Annotated in this window: 34 protein-coding genes and 3 pseudogenes; 17 read left to right on the top strand and 20 right to left on the bottom strand. The window is 71.7% G+C overall.

Going from position 1 to position 25821, the window contains the following annotated elements; translation table 11 throughout:
- Positions 1 to 9: 9 nt before the first annotated feature.
- Together P3T27_RS25205 and P3T27_RS25200 are read left to right on the top strand one after the other, a co-directional pair.
- On the top strand, positions 10 to 1689 hold the full coding sequence (locus P3T27_RS25205; protein WP_280682278.1) for a serine/threonine-protein kinase: 1680 nt from the start codon (positions 10 to 12) through the stop codon (positions 1687 to 1689).
- A 97-nt stretch (positions 1690 to 1786) separates the two neighbouring features.
- On the top strand, positions 1787 to 2311 hold the full coding sequence (locus tag P3T27_RS25200; protein WP_280682276.1) for a hypothetical protein: 525 nt from the start codon (positions 1787 to 1789) through the stop codon (positions 2309 to 2311).
- Positions 2312 to 2406: 95 nt separating this feature from the next.
- Here the strand turns inward: P3T27_RS25200 and P3T27_RS25195 are convergent, their stop codons facing one another.
- Complete coding sequence (locus P3T27_RS25195; protein ID WP_280682481.1) at positions 2407 to 2559, bottom strand: hypothetical protein; 153 nt, start codon at positions 2557 to 2559, stop codon at positions 2407 to 2409.
- A gap of 94 nt (positions 2560 to 2653) precedes the next feature.
- Positions 2654 to 2773, bottom strand: a pseudogene (locus tag P3T27_RS25190) (restriction endonuclease); the annotation flags it as partial.
- A 471-nt stretch (positions 2774 to 3244) separates the two neighbouring features.
- On the opposite strand from P3T27_RS25190, the gene P3T27_RS25185 reads away from it, so the two are divergent.
- Positions 3245 to 3505 (top strand): hypothetical protein, encoded by a 261-nt coding sequence (locus P3T27_RS25185; protein ID WP_280682274.1) that lies wholly within the window; start codon positions 3245 to 3247, stop codon positions 3503 to 3505.
- Positions 3506 to 3561: 56 nt separating this feature from the next.
- On the opposite strand, the gene P3T27_RS25180 is transcribed toward P3T27_RS25185, so the two are convergent.
- Entirely contained in the window at positions 3562 to 3801 is a 240-nt protein-coding gene (locus P3T27_RS25180; protein ID WP_280682272.1) for a hypothetical protein, read from the bottom strand.
- Between the two features lie 1103 nt (positions 3802 to 4904).
- On the opposite strand from P3T27_RS25180, the gene P3T27_RS25175 reads away from it, so the two are divergent.
- The gene (locus P3T27_RS25175; RefSeq protein ID WP_280682270.1) at positions 4905 to 5255 is read left to right on the top strand and encodes a MerR family transcriptional regulator; all 351 of its coding nucleotides are present in this window, start codon (positions 4905 to 4907) and stop codon (positions 5253 to 5255) included.
- A gap of 831 nt (positions 5256 to 6086) precedes the next feature.
- Here the strand turns inward: P3T27_RS25175 and P3T27_RS25170 are convergent.
- The 3 genes from P3T27_RS25170 to P3T27_RS25160 form a co-directional block, all read right to left on the bottom strand.
- On the bottom strand, positions 6087 to 6467 hold the full coding sequence (locus P3T27_RS25170) for a CBS domain-containing protein (RefSeq protein ID WP_280682242.1): 381 nt from the start codon (positions 6465 to 6467) through the stop codon (positions 6087 to 6089).
- Positions 6468 to 6629: 162 nt separating this feature from the next.
- Entirely contained in the window at positions 6630 to 8177 is a 1548-nt protein-coding gene (locus P3T27_RS25165; protein ID WP_280682240.1) for a DEAD/DEAH box helicase, read from the bottom strand.
- A 369-nt stretch (positions 8178 to 8546) separates the two neighbouring features.
- Complete coding sequence (locus P3T27_RS25160; RefSeq protein ID WP_099897249.1) at positions 8547 to 8750, bottom strand: cold-shock protein; 204 nt, start codon at positions 8748 to 8750, stop codon at positions 8547 to 8549.
- Positions 8751 to 9255: 505 nt separating this feature from the next.
- Here P3T27_RS25160 and P3T27_RS25155 point away from each other — a divergent pair.
- The 3 genes from P3T27_RS25155 to P3T27_RS25145 all read left to right on the top strand — a co-directional run bounded on the left by P3T27_RS25155 (position 9256) and on the right by P3T27_RS25145 (position 10574).
- Complete coding sequence (locus P3T27_RS25155; RefSeq protein ID WP_280682232.1) at positions 9256 to 9483, top strand: hypothetical protein; 228 nt, start codon at positions 9256 to 9258, stop codon at positions 9481 to 9483.
- A gap of 228 nt (positions 9484 to 9711) precedes the next feature.
- Complete coding sequence (locus tag P3T27_RS25150) at positions 9712 to 10116, top strand: hypothetical protein (protein ID WP_280682230.1); 405 nt, start codon at positions 9712 to 9714, stop codon at positions 10114 to 10116.
- A gap of 95 nt (positions 10117 to 10211) precedes the next feature.
- Positions 10212 to 10574 carry a hypothetical protein gene (locus P3T27_RS25145; protein ID WP_280682228.1) on the top strand — a complete coding sequence of 121 codons (363 nt, stop codon included), beginning with the start codon at positions 10212 to 10214 and terminating at the stop codon, positions 10572 to 10574.
- Positions 10575 to 10966: 392 nt separating this feature from the next.
- Here the strand turns inward: P3T27_RS25145 and P3T27_RS25140 are convergent, their stop codons facing one another.
- Positions 10967 to 11248, bottom strand: a complete 282-nt coding sequence (locus tag P3T27_RS25140) for a MerR family transcriptional regulator (protein WP_280682469.1) — start codon at positions 11246 to 11248, stop codon at positions 10967 to 10969.
- A 714-nt stretch (positions 11249 to 11962) separates the two neighbouring features.
- Here P3T27_RS25140 and P3T27_RS25135 point away from each other — a divergent pair.
- On the top strand, positions 11963 to 12157 hold the full coding sequence (locus tag P3T27_RS25135) for a hypothetical protein (RefSeq protein ID WP_280682226.1): 195 nt from the start codon (positions 11963 to 11965) through the stop codon (positions 12155 to 12157).
- 321 nt (positions 12158 to 12478) lie between these two features.
- On the opposite strand, the gene P3T27_RS25130 is transcribed toward P3T27_RS25135, so the two are convergent.
- The 4 genes from P3T27_RS25130 to P3T27_RS25115 all read right to left on the bottom strand — a co-directional run bounded on the left by P3T27_RS25130 (position 12479) and on the right by P3T27_RS25115 (position 14237).
- Positions 12479 to 12877 carry a DUF2267 domain-containing protein gene (locus P3T27_RS25130; protein ID WP_280682224.1) on the bottom strand — a complete coding sequence of 133 codons (399 nt, stop codon included), beginning with the start codon at positions 12875 to 12877 and terminating at the stop codon, positions 12479 to 12481.
- A 55-nt stretch (positions 12878 to 12932) separates the two neighbouring features.
- Complete coding sequence (locus P3T27_RS25125) at positions 12933 to 13337, bottom strand: DUF2267 domain-containing protein (RefSeq protein ID WP_280682221.1); 405 nt, start codon at positions 13335 to 13337, stop codon at positions 12933 to 12935.
- A 46-nt stretch (positions 13338 to 13383) separates the two neighbouring features.
- Positions 13384 to 13677, bottom strand: a complete 294-nt coding sequence (locus tag P3T27_RS25120) for an STAS domain-containing protein (protein ID WP_280682219.1) — start codon at positions 13675 to 13677, stop codon at positions 13384 to 13386.
- A 125-nt stretch (positions 13678 to 13802) separates the two neighbouring features.
- Positions 13803 to 14237 carry an Hsp20/alpha crystallin family protein gene (locus P3T27_RS25115; RefSeq protein ID WP_280682217.1) on the bottom strand — a complete coding sequence of 145 codons (435 nt, stop codon included), beginning with the start codon at positions 14235 to 14237 and terminating at the stop codon, positions 13803 to 13805.
- 109 nt (positions 14238 to 14346) lie between these two features.
- On the opposite strand from P3T27_RS25115, the gene P3T27_RS25110 reads away from it, so the two are divergent.
- From P3T27_RS25110 to P3T27_RS25095, 4 genes are all read left to right on the top strand, one after another.
- On the top strand, positions 14347 to 14499 hold the full coding sequence (locus tag P3T27_RS25110; RefSeq protein WP_280682215.1) for a hypothetical protein: 153 nt from the start codon (positions 14347 to 14349) through the stop codon (positions 14497 to 14499).
- Entirely contained in the window at positions 14474 to 14770 is a 297-nt protein-coding gene (locus P3T27_RS25105) for a hypothetical protein (protein WP_280682213.1), read from the top strand. Before P3T27_RS25110 ends, P3T27_RS25105 begins: the two co-directional genes overlap by 26 nt.
- A gap of 137 nt (positions 14771 to 14907) precedes the next feature.
- Entirely contained in the window at positions 14908 to 15111 is a 204-nt protein-coding gene (locus P3T27_RS25100; RefSeq protein WP_280682211.1) for a CsbD family protein, read from the top strand.
- Positions 15112 to 15128: 17 nt separating this feature from the next.
- Positions 15129 to 15293 (top strand): hypothetical protein, encoded by a 165-nt coding sequence (locus tag P3T27_RS25095; RefSeq protein WP_280682209.1) that lies wholly within the window; start codon positions 15129 to 15131, stop codon positions 15291 to 15293.
- Between the two features lie 94 nt (positions 15294 to 15387).
- Here the strand turns inward: P3T27_RS25095 and P3T27_RS25090 are convergent, their stop codons facing one another.
- From P3T27_RS25090 to P3T27_RS25075, 4 genes are all read right to left on the bottom strand, one after another.
- Entirely contained in the window at positions 15388 to 15645 is a 258-nt protein-coding gene (locus tag P3T27_RS25090) for a hypothetical protein (protein ID WP_280682207.1), read from the bottom strand.
- Between the two features lie 273 nt (positions 15646 to 15918).
- Positions 15919 to 17871: a molecular chaperone HtpG gene (gene htpG / locus P3T27_RS25085; RefSeq protein ID WP_280682205.1), complete on the bottom strand. Its 1953-nt coding sequence runs from the start codon at positions 17869 to 17871 to the stop codon at positions 15919 to 15921.
- Positions 17872 to 17963: 92 nt separating this feature from the next.
- The gene (locus P3T27_RS25080) at positions 17964 to 18434 is read right to left on the bottom strand and encodes a hypothetical protein (protein WP_280682203.1); all 471 of its coding nucleotides are present in this window, start codon (positions 18432 to 18434) and stop codon (positions 17964 to 17966) included.
- A 189-nt stretch (positions 18435 to 18623) separates the two neighbouring features.
- The gene (locus P3T27_RS25075; protein WP_280682202.1) at positions 18624 to 19310 is read right to left on the bottom strand and encodes a type III effector protein; all 687 of its coding nucleotides are present in this window, start codon (positions 19308 to 19310) and stop codon (positions 18624 to 18626) included.
- Positions 19311 to 19430: 120 nt separating this feature from the next.
- On the opposite strand from P3T27_RS25075, the gene P3T27_RS25070 reads away from it, so the two are divergent.
- The 4 genes and pseudogenes from P3T27_RS25070 to P3T27_RS25055 form a co-directional block, all read left to right on the top strand.
- A complete protein-coding gene (locus P3T27_RS25070) occupies positions 19431 to 19865 on the top strand; it encodes an Hsp20/alpha crystallin family protein (RefSeq protein ID WP_280682201.1) in 435 nt (144 codons plus the stop codon).
- A 332-nt stretch (positions 19866 to 20197) separates the two neighbouring features.
- Positions 20198 to 20590, top strand: a pseudogene (locus P3T27_RS25065) (Hsp20/alpha crystallin family protein); the annotation flags it as partial.
- 565 nt (positions 20591 to 21155) lie between these two features.
- Positions 21156 to 21818, top strand: a complete 663-nt coding sequence (locus P3T27_RS25060; RefSeq protein ID WP_280682199.1) for a hypothetical protein — start codon at positions 21156 to 21158, stop codon at positions 21816 to 21818.
- A gap of 116 nt (positions 21819 to 21934) precedes the next feature.
- Positions 21935 to 22384 (top strand): annotated as a pseudogene (locus P3T27_RS25055) (ornithine carbamoyltransferase); the annotation flags it as partial.
- Positions 22385 to 22457: 73 nt separating this feature from the next.
- Here the strand turns inward: P3T27_RS25055 and P3T27_RS25050 are convergent.
- The 4 genes from P3T27_RS25050 to P3T27_RS25035 form a co-directional block, all read right to left on the bottom strand.
- Complete coding sequence (locus tag P3T27_RS25050; RefSeq protein WP_280682196.1) at positions 22458 to 23162, bottom strand: hypothetical protein; 705 nt, start codon at positions 23160 to 23162, stop codon at positions 22458 to 22460.
- 19 nt (positions 23163 to 23181) lie between these two features.
- Positions 23182 to 23892, bottom strand: coding sequence for a methyltransferase domain-containing protein (locus P3T27_RS25045; RefSeq protein ID WP_280682194.1), 711 nt, complete (start codon positions 23890 to 23892; stop codon positions 23182 to 23184).
- Positions 23893 to 24114: 222 nt separating this feature from the next.
- Complete coding sequence (locus tag P3T27_RS25040) at positions 24115 to 24303, bottom strand: hypothetical protein (protein ID WP_280682192.1); 189 nt, start codon at positions 24301 to 24303, stop codon at positions 24115 to 24117.
- A gap of 213 nt (positions 24304 to 24516) precedes the next feature.
- A complete protein-coding gene (locus tag P3T27_RS25035; RefSeq protein ID WP_280682190.1) occupies positions 24517 to 24765 on the bottom strand; it encodes a hypothetical protein in 249 nt (82 codons plus the stop codon).
- On the opposite strand from P3T27_RS25035, the gene P3T27_RS25030 reads away from it, so the two are divergent.
- Positions 24743 to 24958 carry a hypothetical protein gene (locus tag P3T27_RS25030; protein ID WP_280682188.1) on the top strand — a complete coding sequence of 72 codons (216 nt, stop codon included), beginning with the start codon at positions 24743 to 24745 and terminating at the stop codon, positions 24956 to 24958. The genes P3T27_RS25035 and P3T27_RS25030 overlap by 23 nt on opposite strands.
- A 105-nt stretch (positions 24959 to 25063) precedes the next feature.
- Here the strand turns inward: P3T27_RS25030 and P3T27_RS25025 are convergent, their stop codons facing one another.
- Complete coding sequence (locus P3T27_RS25025; RefSeq protein ID WP_280682186.1) at positions 25064 to 25810, bottom strand: DUF4097 family beta strand repeat-containing protein; 747 nt, start codon at positions 25808 to 25810, stop codon at positions 25064 to 25066.
- Positions 25811 to 25821 lie beyond the last annotated feature (11 nt).

Genomic DNA, 25821 nt, shown 5'->3' with positions numbered 1-25821 from the left:
ACCTTCCACATGCCCATCGACATGTCCCTGGACTCCTTGCCCGCGTCAACACTCTTCCAGCCCCTGCAGCCCGACGACCCGGCCGAAGTAGGCGGCTACCGGCTGCACGCCCGGCTCGGAGCAGGCGGCATGGGGCGGGTCTACCTGTCCTACACACCCGGTGGACGGCCGGTGGCCCTCAAGACGGTCCGGCCGGAGTTCGCGCAGGACACGGAGTTCCGGTGGCGCTTCGCACAGGAGGTCACCAACGCCCGGCGGATCCATGGGCTGTACACCGCCCAGGTGATCGACTCCGGCGCGGACGACGACGTGCCCTGGCTGGCCACCGCGTACGTTCCGGGCCCGTCGCTGAAACAGGTGGTCCGGGAACACGGTGCGCTACCGGTGCGCACGGTCCTGCTGTTGGTAGGCGGGATCGCGGAGGCGCTGCAGGCGATCCACGGCGCCGCGGTGGTGCACCGGGATCTCAAGCCCGCCAACGTGCTGCTCGCGGCCGACGGTCCGCGCGTGATCGACTTCGGCATCGCCCGCGCGGCCGACGCCGTCGCGCTGACCGGCACCGGTTTCCGGATCGGCTCGCCCGCCTTCATGGCGCCCGAGCAGGCCCTGGGCCAGCCGACCACGCCCGCGACGGACGTCTTCGCGCTGGGCTCGCTGGCGGCGTACACCGCCGGCGGCACCCAGCCGTTCGGCGAGGGACCGGAGACCACGGTGCTGTACCGGGTGGTGAACGAGCAGCCGGATCTCGGCCGTGTCCCGGGCGACCTGCACGCGCTGCTGCTGCGCTGCCTGGCCAAGCAGCCCGAAGACCGGCCGACCCCCGCCGAGATCATCGAGGCCGCCCGCAACCACCCCGCTGCGGGCGGCGGGCTGCGCTTCGCCGACGACTGGCTGCCCACTCGGGTCAGCACCGACATCACCCGCCGCTCCGACCTGCCGCAGGACTTGGCCACCGCGTTCTCCCCCGACGTCGTTGCCGTCCAGGCCCCGCCCGGCTCCTACGGCGCTGCGCAGCCCCTGCCCGAGGTGCCGACCGCTCTGCTTCCGCCCCCGCTGCCGACCGTCGCCGCTCCCGCGATACCCGCGGTGGGCAAGTCCTGCCGCAAGGACGCGACCTGGAAGACGGTACTGCTGCTGTCGGCGTTGGTGGTGGCTCTCGGCGGCACGGTCGGCGGCGTGCTCCTGTCCCACAAGCTCGACCGGATCCTCGCAGCCACGGGATTGGCCGGCGACAGCCCGACGGCCGGTGACACCGGCCCGGACACGCCGGCACCGGCGGCCGACGGCCCGAGGCCGACCGACCCGGCGAGCCCGGCCACGTACACCGCGGCGTACACCGATGTAATCCTGACCGCACCCGACGACTCCTACGACTTCGACATCGAGACCGGCAAGTTGATCCCCGCGCAGTCCACCGAGTGGTCCGTAGGGCACAACGCCAACGAGTTCCTGATCCCGACGGGAAGCGACGCCGCCATCACCCCCAGCGGGCGGCCAACCCCGGCCGATTGCTCGACGGCCATCGACCGGCATCCGGCGACGGCCCTCGACTTCAGTGGCCTGCCGGCCGGCCGAGCCTTCTGCGTGCGATCGAGAAGCACTCACGCCATAGCGATCGTGCGGGTCATCTCCGTGACCGGCAACGGCCCGGTGAAGGTCTCGTTGGACCACTACCGCAGCGACAGCTGACCTCCGCTCCCATCCGGCGGCCGTCGCTGGAGCATGAGCCGCCCCCCTCTCGCAGACACCCGCCACCCGGCGCGCAGCCCTCGGCGATCCCGCGCAGGTGACGCCCCGGAGCCTGTCCGCCGTCACCCCGGAGGTCCTCGATGAGTACCTGGACCGGCACACCGGCGACGACCAGCTCGTGGAGAACGCCCTGCTGTCCTTCGCCTGGCGCAGCAGCTACCGGCATGACCCTTCTTTCGCCGATGTCCTCGCGCGCCACTCGGACCCGCAGCAGGTCGTCCACACCCTCACCCATGACCTGCGCAGCAGGCTCGGAGGCAACCCCGCCAACCGGGAAGCCTGGGCACAGCACATCCTTGCCCTGCCCGGCTGCCGCAGCGAGACCATCCTCGCGCTGCCCGCCTGGACGGCGCTCAAATCACGGGGAAGTCACTACGACCGCACGCACCCCACCGTGCTCGCTCTCGTGGCCGGCATGCTCGGAGACGACCAGCAGGCCTGGCACCGACTCACCGACAGCCCGATCAGTAACTCCGGCCCCAACGCCTGGCTCCGACTGGGGGACATCCTCAAAGCCGCCGCGGACGGCACCGATTGGCCGAAGCCACCAACTTCCCGATAACGGCCTCGCGCGCCACCCGCCCGGGAAGGCCGGCGCACCGTAGTGCCCTGAGCGGGGAGGAGGAGCCACGCGCTTCCTCCGCCCCGCTCAAGCAATCACGTACGCCACCCCGGGCCGCGGTCGATGTCGAGGACGTCGTAGAGATGCCAGCCGGCACCCCAACGGGCGAGGCGCTCGCAGTCGACGAGGTGCAGGCGCTGCTGGACGGCGAAGGCCGCCGCAGGGTCGGTGCAGCCGTTGAGCGCCACAACAACCGGGACCGCAGCCCCGATGCACCGGCCGGGCGGTGCCGTTGAACCTCTGCACGGCCTCCGAGGTCACCGGGGTCGAGTACCGCTTGCATTGCAGCACTACCCGCCGCCCCAAGCTGTCTTCAGCGACGACATCGGCACCGAGGTCTCCGGCACCGCCGACCCGTACGGCGTTGGTGAACCGGTCGTGCTCCAGTAGTTCGCGGCGCATCTCCTCGAACCGGACCGGTGCGGCGGCCTCGAACGCCTCCAGGGTGTAGTCGAGAGGGCGCCGTGTATAGGACGCGACGGGTTCGGCGGGTGCGGTCTGACGCAGCGGCCGATGGCCCACTGCTCGATGCGGTCGGTGACGTACGTCGAGATCCTGGTGCGGGCAACGGTGAGGCTCGTGGCGATGCCGGTGTGGACCAGGGCCCACAAGGGTTGCACGAACCGGCGTACAGGTGGGCCGAGGACGGTGCGCCGCATTACCGCACGCAGGCCGACGAGCGCGTAGGCCGACGCCGGCGAGTGCCCATGGGCGTGGCCCGGCCCGGCCTGTCCGCGCAGGCCCGGACCCACCTCCTCCGGTCCGGGTTCGCGCGCCGGGCCACCAGCGGGGCGGCTGGTGAGGTTAACCGCCGGCAGCCCTGCGCCCGGGCGCACGGTCGCGTTCGCGGCGGTGGGCGCGCACGGTTGACCCATGGGGATCGTGGTTCTGCTGGAGCTGATTGAGCCGTTGGACGCGCGCATCCTGGGGGTGGGCGGTGATCTGGTCGACGCCCTGTCGGTGCGCCGGGCCCATGCCACGTCCTCGGATCCGGACGCCCCCGGCGGCCTGGGGGCGCTGACCTTGTGCGGAATGGACGCCGCGGCCATGGTGGTCGACCGGTCGACCGGGCGAGCCCGCAGCGGCCGGGGCAGGGGTGGCATCCGCCGCGCTGGGCCGGATACGTCTGCCTGACCTGTGATGCCGCTGCCCGCGCCTTCTGGTCCGGGAGCGCGGCGGGCCGGATGGGCCTATCGGGCCCCCGGCGGACTGTCATCGTCGTGGGGGGTGTCGATGGCGTCGCGCAGGGCGGCCAGGTCCGCGATGGCGGCCTGTTCGGCGAAGCGGGCCAGAAGCCGGCGGAGGACCCTCTCGTCCTGGTCGCGCACTGCTTCGCCTATGGCCGCCGCCGGCGACGCCTGGGCATGGGGGTCGGGCGTGCGCACCTGCCGCGCGGCCTGCGGCCCTTCCACCGCTCGCCTGCCGTTCACTCGTGGTCCTGGCCGCGGGACGCGGCGTCCTCCGCCCTGGGTGCGGCTGCGGCGACCGGCCGCCCCACCCCGTGCTGGGCGAAGACTACCTCCCCAACCGGCACCGAAAAATCTATTCCCGCCAAAGTAGACATTGCCGCACACCGTGGTTAGTGTTTCTCTCGTAGACGAGATCAGCGGTACCCGCCAGACACGAACTGGCGGGCAGCAGTACAGGAGTTCGCAGGTCGGTACGGTTGCAGGGTCCTGAAGCCAGGGATGTAGCAGTAAGGCGACAGGACCGGCGGCCGGGCCGGGCGGCCCGCAGGTATCAGGGGCCGTCGCACAGCGGTACCGCAGTTCAGCAGGAGCAGTACCCGTAAGTGAGCAGGATGCAGGACACGCCGGGCAGGTGGGCGTGAAGTAGTGGCGCAACAGCGGCGCGGTAGCGGAGTCCCGGAGCCACAGCAGGTGCAGGACGGCGACGGGACTGGCGGCCGGGCCGAGCGGCCCGCAGGTATCAGGGGTCGCCACCGAGCGGTACCGCAGTTCGGTAAGCGCAGTACCAGCAGTGTGAAGTTGAGTTGGGCAGTACCAGCAGTCGAAGTACGCGGTATCCCGGTGAAGGCGCCCAGACTGCGGGCGCGCGCGCTGGGAGTCCGGCAGTGGGGTTCCAAGCCGAGTGGCTAAGCAGGACGGGCGACGGGGCTGGCTGCCGGACCCGGTGGACCGTAAGGACCGCCACAGCAGTACCGAGTGGTTGGCACTACCACGCAGTTCGAAGTACAAGCAGTTCCGCAGTGCCGAGCAGTACCCGTGTGAGCGGTACCAAGCAGTTCGCAGTACCAGGCCAGTACAGAGGATGAACGGAGGGGACAGAGCGCCATCAGGATCGCCCGGCCCGTGAGGAAGTCGCCCGGGCGGAATCCGAAGACCCCAAGGCAAGGACGGTGGTTTCCGGTCACGCATACGCGATCCCTGCACGCCCCCTCCCCCGGGGCAGTGCGGATACAAGGAAGCCGGCCACAAGGCCGGCAGATGGTGTAAAACCCTTCGGGGCCCCGGGAGCCGCAATGGCCCCGGGGCCCCTCAGCGCGTCCCCGGACACATCAAGAAGAGGTGCAGTGACCACGGCAACCATCCGACCGCATACCCCCGACTCCCTCGACGACGACGACTACCCCGCCTACACCATGGGCCGCGCCGCCGAGATGACCGGCACCACCCCCGGCTTCCTACGCTCCCTCGGCGAACACCGCCTCATCACCCCCCTGCGTTCCGACGGCGGCCACCGCCGCTACTCCCGCTACCAACTACGCATCGCCATGCGCGCCCGCGACCTCGTCGACCAGGGCACCCCCATCGAGGCCGCCTGCCGCATCGTCATCCTCGAAGACCAACTCGAAGAAGCCCTGCGTATCAACGAAGAGCTCCGCGGTTCCCCGCGCGGCCAGGAGTCCGCCGCCGACACCTGACCCGCCTGCCAGGCCGACGAGACCGGTCCGCGGTGAGCGACGGGCGCTCACCGCAGGCCGCCCCGGACACGATTACCCCTCAGCCCCCGATCGCCGGCCGACCGTTCTCCACCGGCCAGGCCGCCCGACACCCTGCCTCACTGGCGCGGACCGGTTCCAGGCCGCCCGGTACGACGGCACGCCGCCCGTTGAAGTACACACCCGGGGCGTTCGTCCACTACCGTTCTGCCCGGGTCATGACGCGTGCCCCGCAGCGTGAGCCCGGGCCCGGCCTGCTTCCCGTTGACCGGACCGAGCCCGCGCTCCCACCGCCTCGGTCGCATCCCCGATGACCACTCCGCGACCGCCCGCGCCGCGCGAGTGGTGACCGAGGAAGGGACGCCGACGCCACTTCCGCACGGCCCGCTCGTCGGATGCACCGGCCCCCTCGGGACCGGATCGTTCAGGCCGCGCTCAGTGCACAACTGTGCTTCCTTGCCCGGTCCTTGGCCGCGCCTGCCGCGGGCGGTTCGCCTGCCCTGAGCGGGCGGTCCGCGCGGTCGCCCGGCCGCTACGGTGGGGTTGCGCTGCCACCTGCGGGCCGTCAGGCAAGTCGCCCGCTTTGCGGGCGCACTACGGCCCGCCCGAGACCGGGGCCGCGAGGAGTACTCGGTGGCCGTCCCCGCGGAGTCCGACCCCCTGCCCTCGACATCCGCCTGCGACCGGGAACCGGCGACCTGGTGCTCGACCCGATGGGCGACCCGGACCAGGACAGCGGCCCAATGCTGAACGCCGCCGTGGACAGCGCCCTGGGCACGCGACTGCCGGCGCGTCGGCGCCGGCAGAGCTGGCCTAGAAGCTGAGCAGGCCGATGGCGTGGCCGTCAGGGTCGACCACCGGCCACGTGTCCAGGCCGCGGGCGCGCATGGCGGCGGCTGCGGTGGTGGCGGGCATGTCGGCGGTGGCGAACGGGGCCTGGTCGAGGACGATGTCGCGCACCGGGGTGCGCTCGGTGGACCAGGTGCGGGTCTGGAACGGGGCGAGGTGCAGGCGGGTGAGCAGACCCGCGCAGCGGCCGTCGTCGTCGCGGACCAGGAGGTGGTCGGCGCCGGAGCTGTGCAGGATGTCGATCGCCATGTCGACCATGACGTCGTCGCTGATCTGCAGCTCGGGGTGTCTCATGAGGTCGCCGACCGTGGCGGTGGTCGCGGGGTGTTCGAGGGTGACGGTCATGGGCGGACTCCTTGGTGTCGGTTCCGCCGGGGCCGGCGGTGGTCGGGGCACCGGCGGTGGGATGGCCGGCGGGGTCCGCCGGAGCGGGCAGGGACTCCTGCTTCGCGCTGGTGAGTCGTGTGGGCCTGGACCGCAGCGGCGGTCCAGGCCCACACCTGCCTGCTAGGCGGCGAGGGCGACGCGCCTCGGTGCCCGGCGGCGGCCGGAGGAGCCCTGGTTGTCGCGGCCTGCGACGGTCGCGCGGGTGTCACCGGCCGCGTGGGCGGGGCGGCTGCGGCGGTTACGGCTCGTGGACGGGCTGCGGCGGGGGCGTTCGACGGCGGGGGCGGCGATCACGGTGGGGATACCGGTGGGGACGCGGGCACCGGTGATGCGGGCCAGGTCCTCGTCGCCGGCAGTGACCCTGGTGGTGACGGGGGTGATGGCGGCCATGTTCATCAGGCGGGCCATCTCGCGGCGCTGGTTGGGCAGGACGAGCGTGACGACGGTGCCGGACTCGCCGGCCCGGGCGGTGCGCCCGCCGCGGTGCAGGTAGTCCTTGTGGTCTGCCGGCGGGTCCAGGTTGACGACCAGGTCGAGCCCGTCGACGTGGATGCCCCGGGCGGCGACGTTGGTGGCGATCAGCGCGGTGACCTGTCCGGTGCGGAACTGCTCCAGGGTGCGGGTGCGCTGCGGCTGGGACTTGCCTCCGTGCAGGGCGGCGGCCTTCACCCCGTTGGCGAGCAGGTCCTCCACCAGGCGGTCCGCGCCGTGCTTGGTGTCGGTGAACATGATCACCCCGCCGTCACGGGAGGCGATGTGGGCGATCGTGGCGTTCTTGTCGTAGTTCTGCACGTGCAGCACGTGGTGCTCCATGGTGCTGACCGCTCCCGCGGACGGGTCCACGGAGTGCGTGACCGGGTCCTTGAGGAAGCGCCGCACCAGGCGGTCGACGTTGCGGTCCAGGGTGGCGGAGAACAGCATCGTCTGGCAGCCCTCGGCGACCTGGTCGAGAAGTTCGGTGACCTGCGGCAGGAAGCCCATGTCGGCCATCTGGTCGGCCTCGTCGAGGACGGTGATGCCGACGCCGTCCAGCTGGCAGTCGCCGCGCTGGATCAGGTCCTTGAGCCGGCCAGGGGTGGCCACCACGACCTCCGCCCCGCGGTTGAGCGCCTGGGCCTGGCGTCCGATCGACATCCCGCCCACCACGGCCGCCATCCGCAGCCGCACCGCGTGGGCGAACGGGGTGAGGGCGTCGGTCACCTGCTGCGCGAGCTCGCGGGTGGGGACCAGGACGAGGGCCAGCGGGCGGCGCGGCTCGGCGCGCCGGCCGGCGGTGCGGGCCAGCACGGCGAGGCCGAACGCGATGGTCTTGCCGGAACCGGTCCGGCCCCGACCGAGGACGTCCCGGCCGGCCAGCGAGTTCGGGAGCGTCGCGGCCTGGATCGGGAACGGCGTGGTGACGCCCTGGCGGGTCAGGGTGGAGAGCAGGGCCTTGGGCATGTCCAGTTCGTCGAACGCTTCGACGGCCGGGAGCGCCGGGGTGGTGCTCACCGGCATCGCGAACTCGCCCTGCGGAGAAGAACTCTGGCGGGCGCTACGGCCGCGGGCGGGCCGGTCGCCGTAGAAGGAGCTGCCGCCGGAGCGGGACCCGTGGGTGCCGCCGGAGCGGGAGGAGGCCGAGGAGCGGGAGTTGGCGTTCTGGTACGAGGAGCGAGTGGAGCGGTTCATGTGAGACCTTCCTGGGGTGGCACGTCGCGAGGAAGCTCCGCAGCGCGAGGCGCCGGCAGGAGGTCGCAAGGAACGGGCCGAAAGCGTGGGGAGCGGGGCGTGGACGGTGGAACCGTGCGGCACGTCACCTACGGTCGGCGCTCACCGCGGAGGGCGGGAGCGGAGAACCTCGAACCGTGAGCTGTCACGGCAGGGCGGCGATCCGGACGCGGCGCTGTGCGTCTCGCGTGGGGATGGCCGCCGGTGGCGGAGCCAGGGGGCCAGAAACAGCCGGGGAAGCGCGTCGTGGCGCAATGCCGAGGGGCCCGCACCGGGCATCGTGTACGCGGTGCGGGCCCCTCGCTACCAGGCGGGTGCCGTGGCAGAAAACTACAGCGGACGAATGTTCTCGGCCTGCGGGCCCTTCTGGCCCTGCGTGACGTCGAACTCGACCTTCTGGCCCTCGAGCAGCTCACGGAAGCCGTTGGCGTTGATGTTCGAGTAGTGGGCGAAGACGTCAGCGCCGCCACCGTCCTGCTCGATGAAGCCGAAGCCCTTTTCCGCGTTGAACCACTTCACAGTGCCATTAGCCATAAAGAAATCTCCTTCAAGGGGCTGTCCGAAGCACACACAGCGCGCGCTTCGAGTCGCCGCGATGAGCACCCACCCGGGGAAGAGCCGGGAAACAAAAATGCGCCTGCGAAACACCAGCAGGCGCACACAAAGTTCATGGGAACCACTACTGCAACTAAAACGACTCTAGCAGGCCCAGGCCCGCCGCGGGCGGATGTCCCGCCCCGGTCCCTTCCCCGGGGTCGCCGGGTGCGGGGCGACAGGCCCGTCAACACGCATGCATGGCAGCCCGGTTGGGCATGGATCCCGCCTCCTGGGCGCCGACCACTCGCTCCCCCAGGAGGGCGAGTCGCGCGGGAGCCGAGCACCCGCCCCCGCCGCGACAGACCCGCGAAAGCGACGCACCACGCCCACCGGCGCCATCCGGGGGCGCACTGGACGGCTTGCGCGAAATTCCTGTCGCAGCTCCGAAATCGAGTGCGCCGAGAAAACCCGCTCCCGCGATTTTCGGCGCATACTGCAGGGAATGACGAAATCTGCAGCAGTCCGCCGTGTCCTGCCCACCAGCCCCTTCAAGGCCCGGATCGAAGCACCGCGCAAGCACTTCGCCGTCGGCGACCGCGTCACCCACGACACCTACGGCCTCGGCCGGGCCATCGGCGTCGAAGGCGACAGCGACATCGCGGTACTCGTCGACTTCGGATCGCGGCGGGAACGCATCACCCAGCCCTACACCGCGATGTTCAAACTCTGACCCAGGACGCACGCGGTTCTCCGCCGAGTGCGCCGCGCATGGTGCGGACCCTGCGGTAGACCCCCGGCCCGTCGCGTCGGCGCACCGTCCAGAGAGTGCGCACCCCGACCGGGTCGAACGGGAACCCGACGCTCCGGCCCCGTAGCCTCACCGGCAATGGCCGGAAGGGAATGTGACGAGTCGTCATCGATGGGCGGGTGCGGGCTGGGCAGGCGATAAACTCTGCGCGTGGATGACAAACATCTGTTTGAGTCCGTCTGTGCGGTGCTCTCCCACCGGGGGTTCGAGCCGACACCGTCGCAGGCGGCCGGGCTCTTCGCCCGGCAGCGTCCGGGGGGCGGCCTGGTGCTGGGGTGGAGCCCGGGCCAGGACCTGATCGGACCGACCCTCCACGCCTGCCCGCATCCCGCCGACGCCGCCGGTCGCACCGAGTTCCGCGGCATCCGCGGCGCGCTGATGCTGGCCCTGGCGGAGGTCCTCGGCTCCGCGGGCTTCACCGTCACCACCCTCGGAGCCGACCTGCTCGTCACCGCCGGCCCGCGCGATCCGGGCGATGCCCCGGCCCTCACGGCCGCCGCCACCTGCCCTGCACCGCGGCGCAGCCGATCGGCGTGTCAGGTCGCCGTCGCGTAGCGCCCGGCCGTGCAGCAGGCGCAAGGCCCGTGGCCGCCATGGCCGCTGCCCCGGGCCCGTGGGCGCCGCAAAGGCCGTGTCCTATTCTGGGAGGCATGTCGAACCCTGACGGGCTGCTCGTCGACATCGCCGCGATGGTCGAGTCCGAGCACAGCAATCAGATGTCCCTGACCGTGGTGGTCCCCGGCGCCGTGATCACCGGCAGGCTCGCGCCGGTGACCCTGTGGTTGGAGCGGGTGGCGGAGGTCCTCCAGGCCTCGGAGCACCTGAAGCCCTTCGCGGCTCTCTTCGCTCCGCCCGCCGACGGCCCGCCGGCACGGCCCACCCATCTGCATCTCCACCGGGCGAAGATCCTTCAGGGCGACTTCGGGCTTCCCCACACCGGCGGCATGTACCGCATCGCCATCGAGGACGTCAGCAGCTGGACGGCCGGGGACCTCAGCTACTCCGATTCCTGACCACCACGGCAGGCCAAGAGGCCGCCCGGCTTGGCGCCCTACGTCCCCGCACCAAGGAGTCGCTGAGCCTTGAGCGGGTGCCGTGACGGCTGGTCCGGGTGTCGGGGTGCGACCGCTGACGGCCCCGGCCGCAGAGACGAAGGGCACCGCGGGCGAGCCGAAGGCACCGGCGCCCCGGGCGGTGCCGCCCTCTCTGAGCGGACCATCCCGAGCACCTGGCCGGCGGGGTCCAGCCCGGCCGCGCCCTCCAGCCGCCACGTCTTGTGCCGCGCTGCGGTGTTGCCGTACGAGGCGACGGCCAGAGCGTGCGGCGCGAGGCCGTCCCCCTATCTGGCCTCTGCGGCGGGCGGCCGTACGGCTGGAAGGAGCTGTGGGCCAGGTTGCCGGTCCGGTCAGGTGTCCGCGGCGGGCTCCTGGTCGTGCTGGGCGCGGCGGAGTTGTTCGTTGAGGCGCAGGGCTTCTTCGAGTTGGTCTTCGAGGATGACGATGCGGCAAGCCGCTTCGATGGGGGTGCCCTGGTTGACGAGGTCGCGGGCGCGCATGGCGATGCGTAGTTGGTAGCGGGAGTAGCGGCGGTGGCCGCCGTCGGAGCGTAGCGGGGTGATGAGGCGGTGTTCGCCGAGGGCTCGTAGGAAGCCGGGGGTGGTGCCGGTCATCTCGGCGGCGCGGCCCATGGTGTAGGCGGGGTAGTCGTCGTCGTCGAGCTTGTCGGGTGTGTCGGGGCTGGCCGTTGTAGTCACTGCACCTCTCTGGTTCTCGAGGAGAACGCGTCGAGGGGCCCCGGGGCCGTGTCGGCCCGGGGCCCCGAAGGGGAACAACACCATCTACCGGCCTGGGCCGGTCCTGTTACTGCCGCACTGCCCCGGGGGAGGGGTGTGCGGGGATCGCGTATGCGTGACCGGAAACCACCGTCCTTGCCTTGGGGTCTGCGGTGTCCGCCCGGACGAGTGTTCACGGGCCGGGCGATCCTGATGGCGCTTGCGCCCTCCGTTCATCCTCTGTACTGAACTGTCACTTGCGTACTGCTGGTACCGCACTCACTGAACTGCGTACTGCTGGTCGGTGGCCGTGACGGCCCACCCGGTCCGGCAGCCGGCCCCGTCGCCGTCCTGCACCTGCCTGGCTTCGGAACTCCACTGCCGGACCGAACCGCGAACTTCTGTCCAACAACCCCGGCCAGTTCGTGTCTGGCCGGTATCGCCGACTGCTGTCTACGAGAGAAACGTTAGACCCACCCACGGGCAATGTCTACTCCAGCGCGCATAGATTTTGCGGCGCCCGCGAGTAAGGTAGCCTTCCGCTGCGCGGCGGCGGCAACCCCCCGAGCCGCCGCCGCGCGCCCGAAGAAACGAGCGACACCCCGCATGGAGGCGGCAGTGGAACACCTGGTGCCCACAGCACCAGAGACAGCCCGCAACGGACAGGCGGATCTGATCGAAGCGATCACCGAGGCCGTGCGCGACGGCGACAACCGAACTGTCCGCCGGCTGCTGGCCCGCTTCGCCGAACTAGCCACCATCACCGACCTGTACGCCTTGCGCGACGCCCTCGACACCGCCCGCCCACCTGGTGCCCACGGGTAGAGGTGACTCCTGCCGGAACGCACTAGCGGACCTGCCCGACCAGGGCGTTCAGATCGATCTTGCGCCTGGCGTCGTGGTGCGCAGCGCGCTCGCCCTGAGTGGTCGGGGCGAGGGGAGCCGATGCCCGTCCAGTAGGCGAGCTCCAGCACCGTGCCGGTGCCCGCCAGTGCCCGGTACGGCTGGACGGAGCGCACCTGCCGAGGCGGATGTCGCAGCGCACCACTGTGGCGCCGGACTTGAACCGGGTACTCGGCAGGGGGCGGTAGCGGTCCTGCGTCGTCGGCCTGCGCGCAGAGGCCGACGACGGTGGTGCCGCCCTGGTCAAGCCGCGGCGGTGAGGTCGGCGCGGCCGAACAGAAGCGCGTAGCCGCGGGGCAGGTGGGCGAGGATTCGGTCGGTGAGCCGGTCGCCGGCCGGGTCGGCGAGGGCGGCCAGGACGGAGGAGGCGTCCCAGCGTGCGCTGGTGAGGCTGGTGTTCAGGGCGCGGGCGACGGCTTCGACGAAGGCCGGGGCGGCAACGGGCTGGGGCAGCGGGATCTGCGAGGCGAAGACGGCGCGGGCGCGTTCGGGCAGGGCCGCGGCGAGGTCGCAGCGTTCCTCGCCGGTGAGCTGGCTGCCGAGGACGGCCAGGACGGCGTGCAGGACGCGTTCGGCTTCCTCGTCACAGGTGTAGCGGCCGAGGGTGCGGACGTGCTGGAGAAGGAGGCGGTACCGGGTCATGGCGGTGGCCTTCCGGGGCGGGGCCGGCCAGGCGGGGGCGGTGGCGCGGACGGGTTCAGGGGCGGCGGCCGGGCTGGGGCCGGCCGAACAGGAGGTCGTAGCCGGGCGACAGCTGGAGCAGGACGCGCTCGGTGAGGTCGTCGCCGGCCGCGTCGGCCACGGTGGACAGGACGGCGCCGATGTCCCACAGGGCGGTGGTCTCGGTGGCGCCCTCGATCCAGGCCGCGGTCGCGCGCACGAACCGCTCGGGGCTGAGCGGCTCGGCGGCCTGCAGCGGGTTGAGCAGGATCAGGGCGAGGGTCTCGGGCAGGCGGGCGGCCAGTTCGGCGCGCACGTCGCCGACCAGGTGGGCGCCGAGCAGGGCCAGGACGACCCGCGCCGCCAGCTCGGCCTCCTGGGGTGTGTCGTATTCGCCGCGCTCCCGGACCTCCTCCAGGAACGCCTCCCATCGAAGAGTCACCGCGGTTCTCCCTCCATCCCGAGGAGCCGGTGCGAACGGTGCCCGGTCAGGGCTCGACGGTCAGGCGCCGGTGCAGGCCGGTGAGTTTGAGCAGCCGGACCACGCACTCCCCCGCCCCGCGCAGGACCAGACGGGCGCCGAAGCGGTCGGCCTGGTTGAGGGCCTGGACGAGGGCGCTCAGGCCCGCACAGTCCATGAACGTCACCTCCGACAGGTCGAGCACCACCTCCCGGTGCGACTCGAGCGCGGCGTGCAGAGCACGGCGCAGTGAGGGGGCGGTGTCGAGGTCGATCTCGCCGCCGGCCCTCACCACGAAGGGCACCTGGACCTGATCGCGCATGGTGGTCTCTCGCTGTCGGCCCGTGGTGTGCCGGGGACCGCGGGGCCGGGCGGGTCGTCCGGCTGGGGTGGCCGTCCCGCAGGGCCCGGGGGTTGGCGGTGCGGGACGGCGGTCCGTGGGGCCGGTCAGGCCTGGATCTGCTTGCGGTCGCCGCTGTGGCTGATGGCGATCTTGCGGGGCTTGGCCTTTTCGGCGACCGGGATCTTCAGGGTCAGTACGCCGGCGTCGTAGTCGGCGCTGATCCCGGCGGGGTCGAGGGTGTCGGAGAGCATGACCTGGCGGGAGAACACGCCGAGCGGGCGCTCGGACAGCTCCCACTTCACATTGTCGCCCTCGTGGCGGGGGCGGCGTTCGGCCTTGACGGTCAGCATGTTCCGTTCGACGTCGATGTCGATCGCCTGCGGGTCCACCCCGGGCAGGTCGAAGCAGATCACGTACTCGTCGCCGACACGGCAGGCGTCCAGCGGCATCGGGGCCGGCCGGGACCAGGTGCCGTTCGTGCCCAGGAACTGCTGGGTCAACCGGTCCAGTTCGCGGAACGGGTCAGTGCGCATCAGCATCGCGAAACACCTCCACTGATCGATGGGAGCCAGTGCGCTTCACCTGAAACTGTTCTAACATGTCATCTATCCGATGACAAATCCCTGAGTCACCAAAGAAGTGACACCAATGGGCAGACGGCCCGACCCGCTGGCCACCGGAGGCAGCCCGCCCACAGGACCGGCGTCCTTCCTCGCCGCCGCCGCGCTCGCCGCCCGCCTCGACGACCTCACCCACCACACCGACCGCCTCCGCCATGACAGCGACCAACGACGCACCTGACGCCACCGCCGAGGAGCGCCGGCAGCACATCGAGGACCGGCTCGCCGCCATCGAACGCCGCATCCGCGAGCACAGCAGCGACGCCATCGCCACCATCGACGCCTGCCTGGCCAGAGTCGACGCCCTCCGCCACGACATGGCCCCGCAGGCCTTCCCCGCGCCCGCAGGCCCTCCGGCCATCCCGCCGCAACCGGCGCGAGCCCGCCTGAGAGCCTGCCCGCAACGGCTGGCCACCGGCAGTACCGAACGTCCCGGACGCACCGCTGGCTGAACAGCCCCCCGCCTGACCCCGCACCGGCCAGGACGGCCGCTGATCCCGTTCCGCGCGCATGAAAGGGCGAATATCGGTAAAACGGGTGGCGAAGGGGCGGTGCGGCTGCGCCGCCTGGCGGACGACTGGAGGAACCGATGAGCGACCTGCCGAACACGGCGCAGGAACTGGTCGGCAAGGCGAAGGAGAAGGCCGGTGACCTGACCGGTGACGAGGAACTCAAGGGCGAGGGCCAGGCCGACCAGGTCGGGTCGAAGCTCAGGCAGGCCGCGGACGACGTCAGGGACGCCGTACAAGGCGCCGCGGACCGGGTGAAAGGCGCCCTGAAGCGCAACGACTGACCAAGGGAGGCAGCGGCATGGCCCTGTTCCTGTTCATCCTGCTCATCGCCGTGGTGTTCGGCTTCCTCGGCGCTCTCGTGAAGGGCCTGCTGTGGCTGCTCGTCATCGGTGCCGTGCTGTTCGTCGCAGCCCTGGTGCTCGGCGGCGTGCGCCTGGGCCGCGGGCGAGGCGCACGCAGATAGGCGGGCCCCCGGGGCGCACCGTCCGCACCGGGTGAGGATCGTGCGCGAAGCGTCGGCGAAAGGGGACGGTGAGGCGTAGCCCGGCTCGTCGAGTTCAGCTGGCCGTGGCCCACTGGGTGGTTCGCGCGTGCAGAGGGGAGACGACGGCGGCGGAGCGGTTTCCGGGCAAGTCGGTGACCCAGTCGAAGGTGTCGAGGGTGACGCCGTGCTTCGCCGCGGCGTGGAGGATGTCGGCGAGCAGCGCGGTCGCGGCGGCGCGGTCCTGCTCGGTGCCCTCGTCCGGGCGGCGCTCGGCGACGGCGTTGACGCGGTCGGCCAGGGTGCGGTTCTTGCGGTCGGTGTACTGGTACACGCTTCTGTCTCTCGGGTGGCCGGCTTCCGCGTCTGGCGGCCGAAGCGGGTGATGGCGGCGGTGCAACAGGGGCGTGGATGCCGAGGCGGGCGCTGCACGCGCGTCCAGCCGGGGCCGGGCTCGGCTCTGGCGGGACGCCCGGTTCGATGCGACTCGTGTGCAGCGCCTCAGACCCTTCCCTGCGGCGTGCGCCGGGCGGGGACGGCCGAACACGATGCGGGGTGCGGCCGGCCGGGCTGGTCGGGCGTCCGGCGGGCCGCACCCCGGCGGGGGTTACAGGGTGTGGGTGAGGTGGTCGGTCAGGAGGCGGGTGAAGCGGGCCGGGTCGGGCAGGTCGCCGCCTTCGGCGAGCAGGGCGCTGCCGTGGACGAGTTCGGCGATGTCGGCCAAGGCCGGGTCGTCGGGCTTTGCCTGGTGGGCCTGGTGGAGGGCGCTGATGAGCGGGTGGGTGGGGTTGAGTTCGAGGATGCGCTTGACCGAGGGGAGGTCCTGGCCCATGGCCCGGTACATCTTCTCCAGGGTGGGGGTCAGGTCGTGGGCGTCACCGACCAGGCACGCCGCCGAGGTGGTCAGGCGGGTGGAGAGGCGGACCTGCTTGACGTGCTCGGCCAGGGTGGTCTCAAGCCAGGCCAGGAGGTCGGCGAAGTCCTGTTCGCGCCGGGCCTTCTCCGCTTTCGCCTCGTCGCTGACGTCGCCGTCGGCGTCGTGGTCGAGGTCGACCTGGCCCTTGGCGATGGACTGGAAGCGGTGGCCGTCGAAGGTGGGGATCTGGTCGGTCCAGACCTCGTCGACGGGGTCGGTGAGGATCAGGACCTCGTAGCCCTTGGCGGTGAAGGCCTCCATGTGCGGGGAGTTCTCCACCATCTGGTGGTTCTCGCCGGTCAGGTAGTAGATGGTGTCCTGGCCGTCCTTCATCCGCTCCACGTACTCGCGCAGCGTGGTCGGCTTCTCCGCATCGTTGGTCGAGGCGGCGCTGACCAGTTCCAACAGCGCCTCGGTGTTGTCGCGGTCCTCGATCAGGCCCTCCTTGAGGACCCGGCCGAACTGCTCCCACAGCTTGAGGTAGGCCTCGGTGTTGGTGGCCTGCGTGCTCTTGAGTGCGCCGAGGACCTTCTTGACGAGGCGCCGGCGTACCGCGGTGATCTGGCGGTCGTGCTGCAGGATCTCGCGGGAGACGTTCAACGACAGGTCGTGGGCGTCCACGACACCCTTGACGAACCGCAGGTAGTTCGGCATCAGCGCGTCGCAGTCGTCCATGATGAACACACGCTTGACGTACAGCTGCACGCCCCGCTTGGTGTCGCGGGAGAACAGGTCGAACGGGGCGTGGGCGGGGATGAACAGCAGCGCCTCGTACTCGAAGGTGCCCTCGGCGCGCATGTGGATCGTCTCGGCCGGGTCCTGCCAGTCGTGGCTGATCTGCCGGTAGAACTCGTTGTACTCGGCCTCGGTCACCTCGCGGCGCGGGCGGGCCCACAGCGCCTTCATCGAGTTCAGCGTCTCCGGAGCGCCTGCGGCCCCGTCCACGGCCTCGTCCACGGCACCGGATTCGGCGTCCGCGCTGACGGGTTCGGCGGCCATGCGGATGGGCCAGCGGATGAAGTCCGAGTACTGCTTGACGATCTGGCGGATCTTCCACCCGGCGAGGTAGTCGCCGAGCCCGTCCTCGCCGTCCGCCGGCTTGAGGTGCAGCGTGACCGACGTGCCCATCGGCAGATCGCCGGCCTCCGCGATCGTGTAGGTGCCCTCACCGTCGGACTCCCACACGGTGCCCTGCTCGGTGCCGGCGCGGCGGGTGCGCAGGGCGACCTTGTCGGCGACCATGAACGCCGAGTAGAAGCCGACCCCGAACTGACCGATCAGGCTCTGCGCCGCGTCCGCGTCCTTGGCCTCCTTGATCTTGGCCAGCAGGCTGGCGGTGCCGGACTTGGCGATGGTGCCGATCAGGTCGACGACGTCCTCGCGGGTCATGCCGATGCCGTTGTCCCGCACCGTCAGGGTGCGGGCCTGCCGGTCGACTTCCAGGGTGATGTGCAGGTCGGAGGTGTCGGCCGCGAGGTCGGTGTCGGTGAGGGATTCCAGGCGGAGCTTGTCGAGGGCGTCGGAGGCGTTGGAGATCAGCTCGCGCAGGAAGATGTCCTTGTTCGAGTAGATCGAGTGGATCACCAGCTGCAGCAGCTGGCGGGTCTCCGCCTGGAACTCCAGCGTCTGGGTCGGGCTGGCCACGGGAGGCGTCTCCTTCGAGTGGTGGAAAGGGTTCGTATCCGGTCAAGCTGCCGGGGCCGGCCGGTGTGCTGCGTGGCCGGCCCCGGGGGTGTTCAGATGTGGCTGAGGGGCTGGTAGGGCTGCTCGGGGCGGGTGTGGCCGGGGCGGGCGGTGCCGTAGCAGGACAGGAAGAGCTTCCAGCCGTCGCGGCACTCCAGCGTCGCACCGTAGCGGACGGCGGGCGGGTCCGGGAGCGTGCTGTACCGGTCGACGCGCACGATCCCGCCGGCCGGGTCGTCGGCCGCGATGGCGGCGGCGACCAGGGCCTGCTCGACGAGGGCCACCGGAACCGACGAGCCCATCAGGTCCGGCGCCTCCACGCTCTCGGCGCCGTCAGCCTCTCCGGTGGTGATGGTGGGGGCGGGGCTGCTGGTGCCGGTGATGGTCCACCACACCTGTCCGCCGCCCTCCAGGGCCACGGTCAGTCCGTAGGGGCTGTCGTCGTCATGCTTGCCGGCACCGGCAATGCCCGGTATGCCCAGGGCACGCTCGATGAGCAGCTGCTGCAGGTCGGCTGGAGTCATGGGAGTCGGCTGGGGTCGGGGACGGCGCGGCCGTCACGGTCCGGAAGATACGGGCGGTCTGCACGCCGAGAACCGTCAGGCGTCAACTCGCGCCCCGCGTGCCGGGGCAGGCGCCTCGTGCGGGCTTACGGCGGTAAACCGGTCCACAGCGTGCGGGTCGCGGACCGGCAGGGGCGTGACTCGGGTTGGTCACGGGCCGGCTGGGGGTGTGCGGCGCTGCCGGTCGCTGTCGGCGCGCAGCTGGTCGGCCCGGGCGGTGAGCTGATCGAGGCGGTCTGCGATCTTCGGGTGGTCCGACTCCAGGAGGGGCCGGGTCTCGGCGAGCGGGGCGAGTAGACGGGCGGGGTCGTTGTTGCCGAGCGCGTCCAGGAGGCGTTCTATGGCGGGGGCCGCTTGCGTGCTGAGGCCGTCCAGGGCGCCGATCTGGCCGGCGAGGCGGCGCAGGTCGGCGGCGTTGTCGCGGGCCCAGGTGGTCACCGCGCGGTCGGCGGCGCGCTGGTCGCGCGTGGCCTGGACGCGTTGCTCGCCGGTGCTGCCCGCCCCGGTGCCTGCGTCCGCGTTGGGACGCAGACGCAGATAGCGGCGCTCGGCGGCCTGGCGGCTCTGGACTCCCAGCGGTTCTGCGAGGTCGGCCCAGGTGGCGCCGGCATCGCGTGCGGTCTCGATCAGGCCGGTCTCCCAGCCGGCGAGTTCCTCGCGCAGGTGGCGCAGCAGCAGGAGTGCGGAAAGGGCCTGTTGCGGATCGGCCTGGCCTGCGTCGTCCTGGGGTGCGTGGCGGGCGGTGCGGGCGGCGGCGTCCATCATGCCCAGCGCGGCGGCGGCGGCCAGGAACGAGGGCGGCCCCACCCCGGCTGCGCCGGTGTCCTGCGTCTCCATGTCGTCACTCTTTCGCTGACTGGGTGTTTGTCATCGTCTGGATGACATGCTACAACGGGTCGTGTCGCGCCGCACCGGTGCGAACCACCCGAAGCCCTTCTGGACCGGAGGTGTCCGACGATGTCCGTGCGCACTGCGGTGACCCACCAGGCGCCCCCCAGGCCCTGGTCCCAGCCGGCCCCGATCCCGATGGACGCCTGGCGCGAGGACGACCGCTTCGTGATCGCGCTCGACCTGCCCGGCATCCCGCTGGAGGGGATCGAGGTCCAAGCACTGGGCCGGATGGTCACCGTGAAGGCCGAACGCCGGTCCACCCCGCGCGGCGAGGGCGTGCGCACCCAGCACGCCGAACGGGCCCACGGGGTCTTCGAGCGCCGCATCCAGCTGGCCGACAGCCTCGACCCGGGCCGCATCGCGGCCCACCTGCAGGACGGCGTCCTGACTATCACCGTCCCCATCGCCTCGGCCTCCCGGCGCCGCAAGATCACCGTCCAGACCGGCGCGGCCGACCAGTCGCCCGACACGATCGGCCAGGCCGTTCCCGCGGCGGGGTGAGCCCGGCGAGGCCGGCACCCCACCACCAAGGGTTCCGCACCGGCCGCAGGCCATGGCGTCGGCAGGGCCCGATCCGGCCGCCAACCCACGGACTGCCGGGCGATCGGCGCACCGACCGCCACCCGCAACCGCGCCGCTGGGCCCACCGCCCGTTCGCGCGGGGCACCTGGTGCCGATGGCCCGACCTCTGAAGGTCACCTGTTCACCAGTACGCCTGATCATCCGTCCTCTCAGCCGTTCAGCGACATGCGCCAGCACTCTCTGAGAAGGTGACATGCCCAGACGGATGTGTCTCGAAGTTGCCCGTTGATTCGACGAGGAGATGCTCGACGATGTTGATGCGCACCGACCCCTTCCGCGAGCTGGACCGGATCACCCAGCAGGTGTTCGGAACAACCGGCACGTGGTCGCGCCCGTCCGCGATGCCGATGGACGCCTGGCGCGACGGCGACACGTTCTACGTCCAGTTCGACCTGCCGGGCATCAGCCCGGACGCGATCGACCTGGACGTCGAGCAGAACGTGCTGACCGTCAAGGCCGAGCGCCGACCCACGGAACGCGGCGACAACGCCGAGATCCAGCTCTCCGAACGCCCGCTCGGGGTCTTCTCCCGGCAGCTGTTCCTCGGCGATGCCCTCGACACCGACCGCATCACCGCCGCCTACGAGGCCGGCGTGCTCACCCTCACCATCCCGGTCGCCGAGACTGCCAAGCCCCGCAAGATCCCTGCGCCAGCTGCGCAGGCCCCGAACTCCAGGCCGGACCTTGGCCCTCGGGTCTGGAACCCGAGGAAAGGGGCGGGTGCCGCGCGGAACAACGGGCTTCCCCCCGATGCCGCCGCGCGGCACCCCGGTCGGCCGTGAGCTGTACGCCATGGCCGCGCAGACCGTCCGAGCCGCGGACAGGGAGTTCTCCCGGGCCCCGCCTTCCACTTACTCGCCGACCCGCTGGCCGGGCCGACCGGCCGCCCATCGACAGGCCGGACGAAGCCAACTACCGGCCCAGCCTCGGGCGGCGGACACCTGGGCCCCGCTCGTATCCCTTGACCGCGCCCGCCTGCAATGCTGCCCGGCCGCGCAGACCCCACCAAGGCAGCCGCCCGGCAGCACCGCCACCCACGGGCCGGGCGGAGGCTCGTCCCCTGCTCAGCGCAGCACGTCCGACCGATCCGCGGTGACACGGTAGCGGCTGGAACCGCCCTGGAAGGCGCAGCCGCCCGCCCACGTCCTGAAGCTCCTCGAGGACGGTGCTTCCCCCTACGGCGCCGTCACCGAACTGGTGCGCCACGCCATGAAGGTAGCGGACGGCATCCTGCCCGACCCGGCCGTCTTCGGCGTACAGCTCGACGAGGCCGAGGCGATGATCGCCGACTACGCCGATGCCGACTCTGAGGAAGCGGACGCCGAACCCACCGGCATCCGCCTCACCCCGCTGGACCCTCGGCGGCCGGCCCGCGACCTCCTCGAAGACCTCCGCTCCGGCATCCACGACTGCTGGCCCGTCCAGGACGAGTACGCCGAACTCGACGACGAGGACGAGGAGCCGGAGTTCGAAGACGACTCGGAGGACGAGGCGGCTGGGCGGCACCAGCACCACAGCCGCGCACGGTTCGGCGCACCGTTCATCCCGAACGACGACCCACAGGAAGCGGTCGCCGCGATGGCGAACATGACCGTGGTCCGCAATGGTGCGTTTCTCAAGTCGGCAGGCCCGAGGGACACGGTGGTCCTCCACCCTGACGACGCCGTCGCACTCCACGACTCCCCCGAACGGGAGCCATGGATCGGCTGCTGCGGACCGAGCGGCATGTACGGCCCGAACCAGCTGTGCGCGTGCGGCAATCCGGTGGGCACGCTCGTGGCGGACTGCCTCATGCAGAACGAACTGCACCTCGATCCACGGCGTATCTGGGCCGAGGAGATGTGCGCGGCAGTGGAGTTGGCTCAGCCGTAGTAGGACACCACTGCGGGCTGCCCCGTGTAGTTGGGTCCGGCAGTCGTATCTGCACCGAGATAGTCGAACGGGAGCCTGACGCTCTGCCGACCTCGCAGCGTCAGCAAATGGCGCGGGTGCTCTACCTGGGCGAGGGCAACAACACCGCCACCGCGCTCTCCCTCGCGCTCAGCCGCTTCCCCGGCACCGAGCTGCACCTGCGCACCCCCGCCGGCTACGGGCTCCCGACGGACTACCTGGACCGGGCCGGCGAACTCGCCGCCGGAAACGGTGCGTCAGTCACCGAGCGGCACGACCTGGCCCACCTGCCCGACCAGGTCGACGTCGTCTACACCACCCGCTGGCAGACCACCGGCACCAGCAAGCCCGACCCGAACTGGCGGGAGGTCTTCGCGCCCTTCCAGGTCGACGCCGCGCTGATGGCCCGCTACCCGGCGGCGGTTTTCATGCACGACCTGCCCGCCCACCGCGGCGAGGAGGTCACCGCCGATGTGCTCGACGGCCCGTCCAGCATCGCGTTCTGGCAGGCCGGTCACAAGCTGCACAGCGCCATGGCGGTGCTCGATCGAGTGGTGCCTGCGCGGTCGGGGCGAGCGGGCCGGCCGGGCGTGAGCGTCGCCGCCCCGGTCGCCGGTCAGGTCACCGCGGCCGGGGTGCCACGGCGGCGGAGCCGTGTGCACCGCGGGCGGCCAGCCTGCGGGCGACCCCGTCCGCGAGCAGCAGCAAGGCGGCGGTCACCAGCGCGGCCATGTGTTCGTAACCCGCCAACTCCGGGTCCACCGCCGTGATCGCGGCCGTCAGCAGCACCACGCCCAGCGCGGTCCAGCGTGCCCCGAACCGCCAGGCGACCAGCAGGCCCAGTCCGATCACGGCCGCCGACGGCCCGGTGTCCCGGACGTGGGCGAATGCGGCGGGCAGGTGGAGCAGGTGGCCGGGCGGCCGGGACACCCCGAAGCGCGCGTAGCAGGTGCCCACCAGCGAGCAGGTGTACCCGACGGCGAGCGTGCGCCACGGGCCGAGGGTCAGCTCGGCGATCGCGAAGACCACGAACACCTGGGCCAGCGCCCCCCAGACCGGCAGGTCCAGGGCCGGCACGAATATCGAGACCGGGAAGCGCAGCAGCGCGACGTCCCACGGCTCGGTCGCCCGGACCACGCCTATCCGGGAGACGAAGGCCGCCCCGCTCGGGAACTCGTCGACCGCCGCGAACAGCAGCACCAGGCAGCTGGAGACCACGGTGAGGGTCAGTGCGGCGGCGCCCCTGGCCCGCAGCCGGGCGCGCGCCCGGCGGTAGAGCAGGCCCCACTCGCTCTCGGCCGCGCGCCGGATACCGGGATTGTTCACGACGGTCCTCCGGTCCCGATCAGGAGCCGATGGTGGCCGCACGCCGGTCCGCGGCACCGGCGTGCGGCCGGCCATCGGAGCCCGAGGTGCACGGCCGCAGCAGCGCGAAGTAGGCCAGGGCCGGTCCGGACTGCCGGATGACGTGCAGGCCGACGGCGTTGGCGTGCCGGGCCAGGGTCGCCGGGCGGATCTGGTGGCGGTCGAAGAACTCGCCGACGACCAGGCGACCGGTCGGCTTGAGGACCCGGCGCAGCTCGCTCAGGGCGGCGGGGACGTCCGGGATCTCGCCCAGCGCGGTGACCAGGTAGGCGGCGTCGAACGTGGCGTCATCGAAGGGGAGTTCGCGCGCGTCGACCAGGGTGGGGACGATGGTGTCGAGGCCGGATCCGGCGGCCCGGCGCATCACGTGGTCGAGCATCTCCTGCTGGATGTCGACGATGTCCAGCCGGCCGTCGGCGCCGAGCCGGGGCGCCACCTGGAGCGACTGCAGCCCGGTGCCGGGACCGATCTCCAGCATCCGCTCGCCCGGCAGCGGCTGGAGCTGCTCGGCCAGCCGCTCCCAGGACAGGAACGGCAGTGGCAGGTCGAGCAGTCGGTGCTGCGCGTAGGGGTACGGCGCGGAGTCGGTCACCCACCAGGCGGTGGCCGCGGCCGCGACCGAGGCGCCCGCAAGGGCCCAGATGCCGGCCTTGCCGAACGGGACGCGCAGGGGTGAGGAGGGGTGGCGCATGGTTCTTCTCCAACGTTGGTCGTCGGCGTGGGGCGGCGGTGCCCGCTCAGTGGATGTGGATGCCGCCGTTGGCCAGTGGCCTTCACCGGTGGTTCGCGGTGGCGCTGCGGGGCGGCGCACCTGCGCCGCCCTGCACTGACCATCTGCCCTCCAGCCAACAGCAGTTCGGCCGGGCCGGACACGTTGCCAGCCCACCGAACCGGGGTAGGGATAACCCACCTGTCAGTCCCAGCCGTTGTTGTCGGGCGGGGTGGTGGTGCCGGTGGTGTCGGCCGGGGCGGCAGCGGCCCGCGGCTGCGCGGCGGCGCTGACTCCGGATGCGATGGCGGGCGCGACGAGGGTGAGGGTGATCGCCGCCAGTGCGGCGGCGGCCGCGGCCGCGAGGTTGGCCCGTCGTGCGTGGGTGTTCATGCCGCTGGTCCCCCGGATCGTGTGTCGAGAGTGATCCGCGGGCCGTGGTGTGCGAGTGTCTCGGTCCTGGTTCCCAGGCCTTGATCGGCCTGCGATTCCGTGGTGACAGGCTGTTGAGGACACGTGAGCGAATACCGGCGCCATGCTGTTGCCATGGCAGGGTGTTGCCGTGCCGGAGCCCCGGGGCGTCCTCGAGCCGCCGGCGCGTGGCGGTCAGTTCTGGTCGTCCGGCTGGTCGCCGGAGCGCAGGAGGTCGTCGAACCCCGGCACCGGGGTGGCGGCGAGATGACTCAACCGTCCTCCGCCCGTGCGCTGGTAGGCGGTGCCGACGGCGAGTGTGGCCGCCTCGGCGTCACGCAGCCGGGCATGGGAGACGAAGAGGACGGCGGCGAACACGGTGTCGCCCTGGCGATCGGCGAAGACGTGCTGCAGGCCGTGGGTGGCCGGCAAGGAGCTGGACATCCGCGGGTCGTTCGGCGGCAGCCCGGGTGAGTACCGCCAGACGCTGCGGGACATCGCCGAGGGCCGGATCGGCGCCGGTGCCGTCACCACCGGCGTCACCGGCCCGGACGGACTGGCCGGGGCGATCACCGAACTCGGCGAGCCGGAGCGGCACGCGAAGATCGTCGTCGACCCCTCGCTGGTCGCCGGCTGATCGTCCGAACGACGGTGGCGTCCCCGGGATCTCCCGGGGACGCCACCGTCGTTCGCGGCACGGGCGTGCTCAGCGGCACGGGCGTGCTCAGTGGCACGGGCGTGCTCAGTGGACCATGATGTCGCCGCGCGTGGTCTTCACCACCACTCTGTGCGGCGCGTCCGTGGCGGTGTTCGGCAGCGAGACGCTCGGCGACGACCAGGAGCTCTGCGCGTCGACGTGGTAGGTGGCGTCGTGAGGCACCTTGAGGTCGACCCCGCCCCAGCCCGTGGTGACCTTCAGGGAGGCGGGTGCTGCCGTGAAGGAGGCGCTGACCGCGCCGTCGGTGGTCACCTCGGCGTTGGGGGCGCTGCTGTTGGCGAGGGTCACCGCGCCGTCCGTGCTCCGCACGGTCAGCGGGCCGGACGACTGGTCCACCTCGACCCCGCCCCGCCCGGTGGTCAGATCCAGCCGGCCGGTCAGGCCCTTCGCCTGGATCCCGGCGCCCCCGGTGCTCACCTGCGCGGCCAGGCCGGCCGGCACCGTGATCTGCAGGTGCCCCGAGCAGTCGTTGGAGCAGCCGGCGGTGACCGTGACGTCCGACCCGGACCGGGTGACGGAGACCTGCGGGACATGGCCCGTGTAGCTGCCGCTCATGGCCACCGTGACCTGCGAGGAGCCGTCCTGACTCAGCGTCACGCCGAGTTCGTCGGCCTGGACCGTCACCTGGCTGGCGCCGGCCGCGTCCTGCTGCCAGTTGCCGCTGTACCGGTGGTGCGCCGGAAGCAAGTCGATCACGATCCAACTGGCGGCCATGGCGACCACCGCGGCGAGGACGGCCAGCCCTATGAGGAGGCATCCGCGGCGCTTCATCGGTGTGGTAC

This window comes from Kitasatospora sp. MAA19 (assembly GCF_029894125.1).
In the GTDB taxonomy this organism is placed as follows: Bacteria; Actinomycetota; Actinomycetes; order Streptomycetales; family Streptomycetaceae; genus Kitasatospora.
This window is presented reverse-complemented; position numbering and strand designations above follow the sequence as displayed.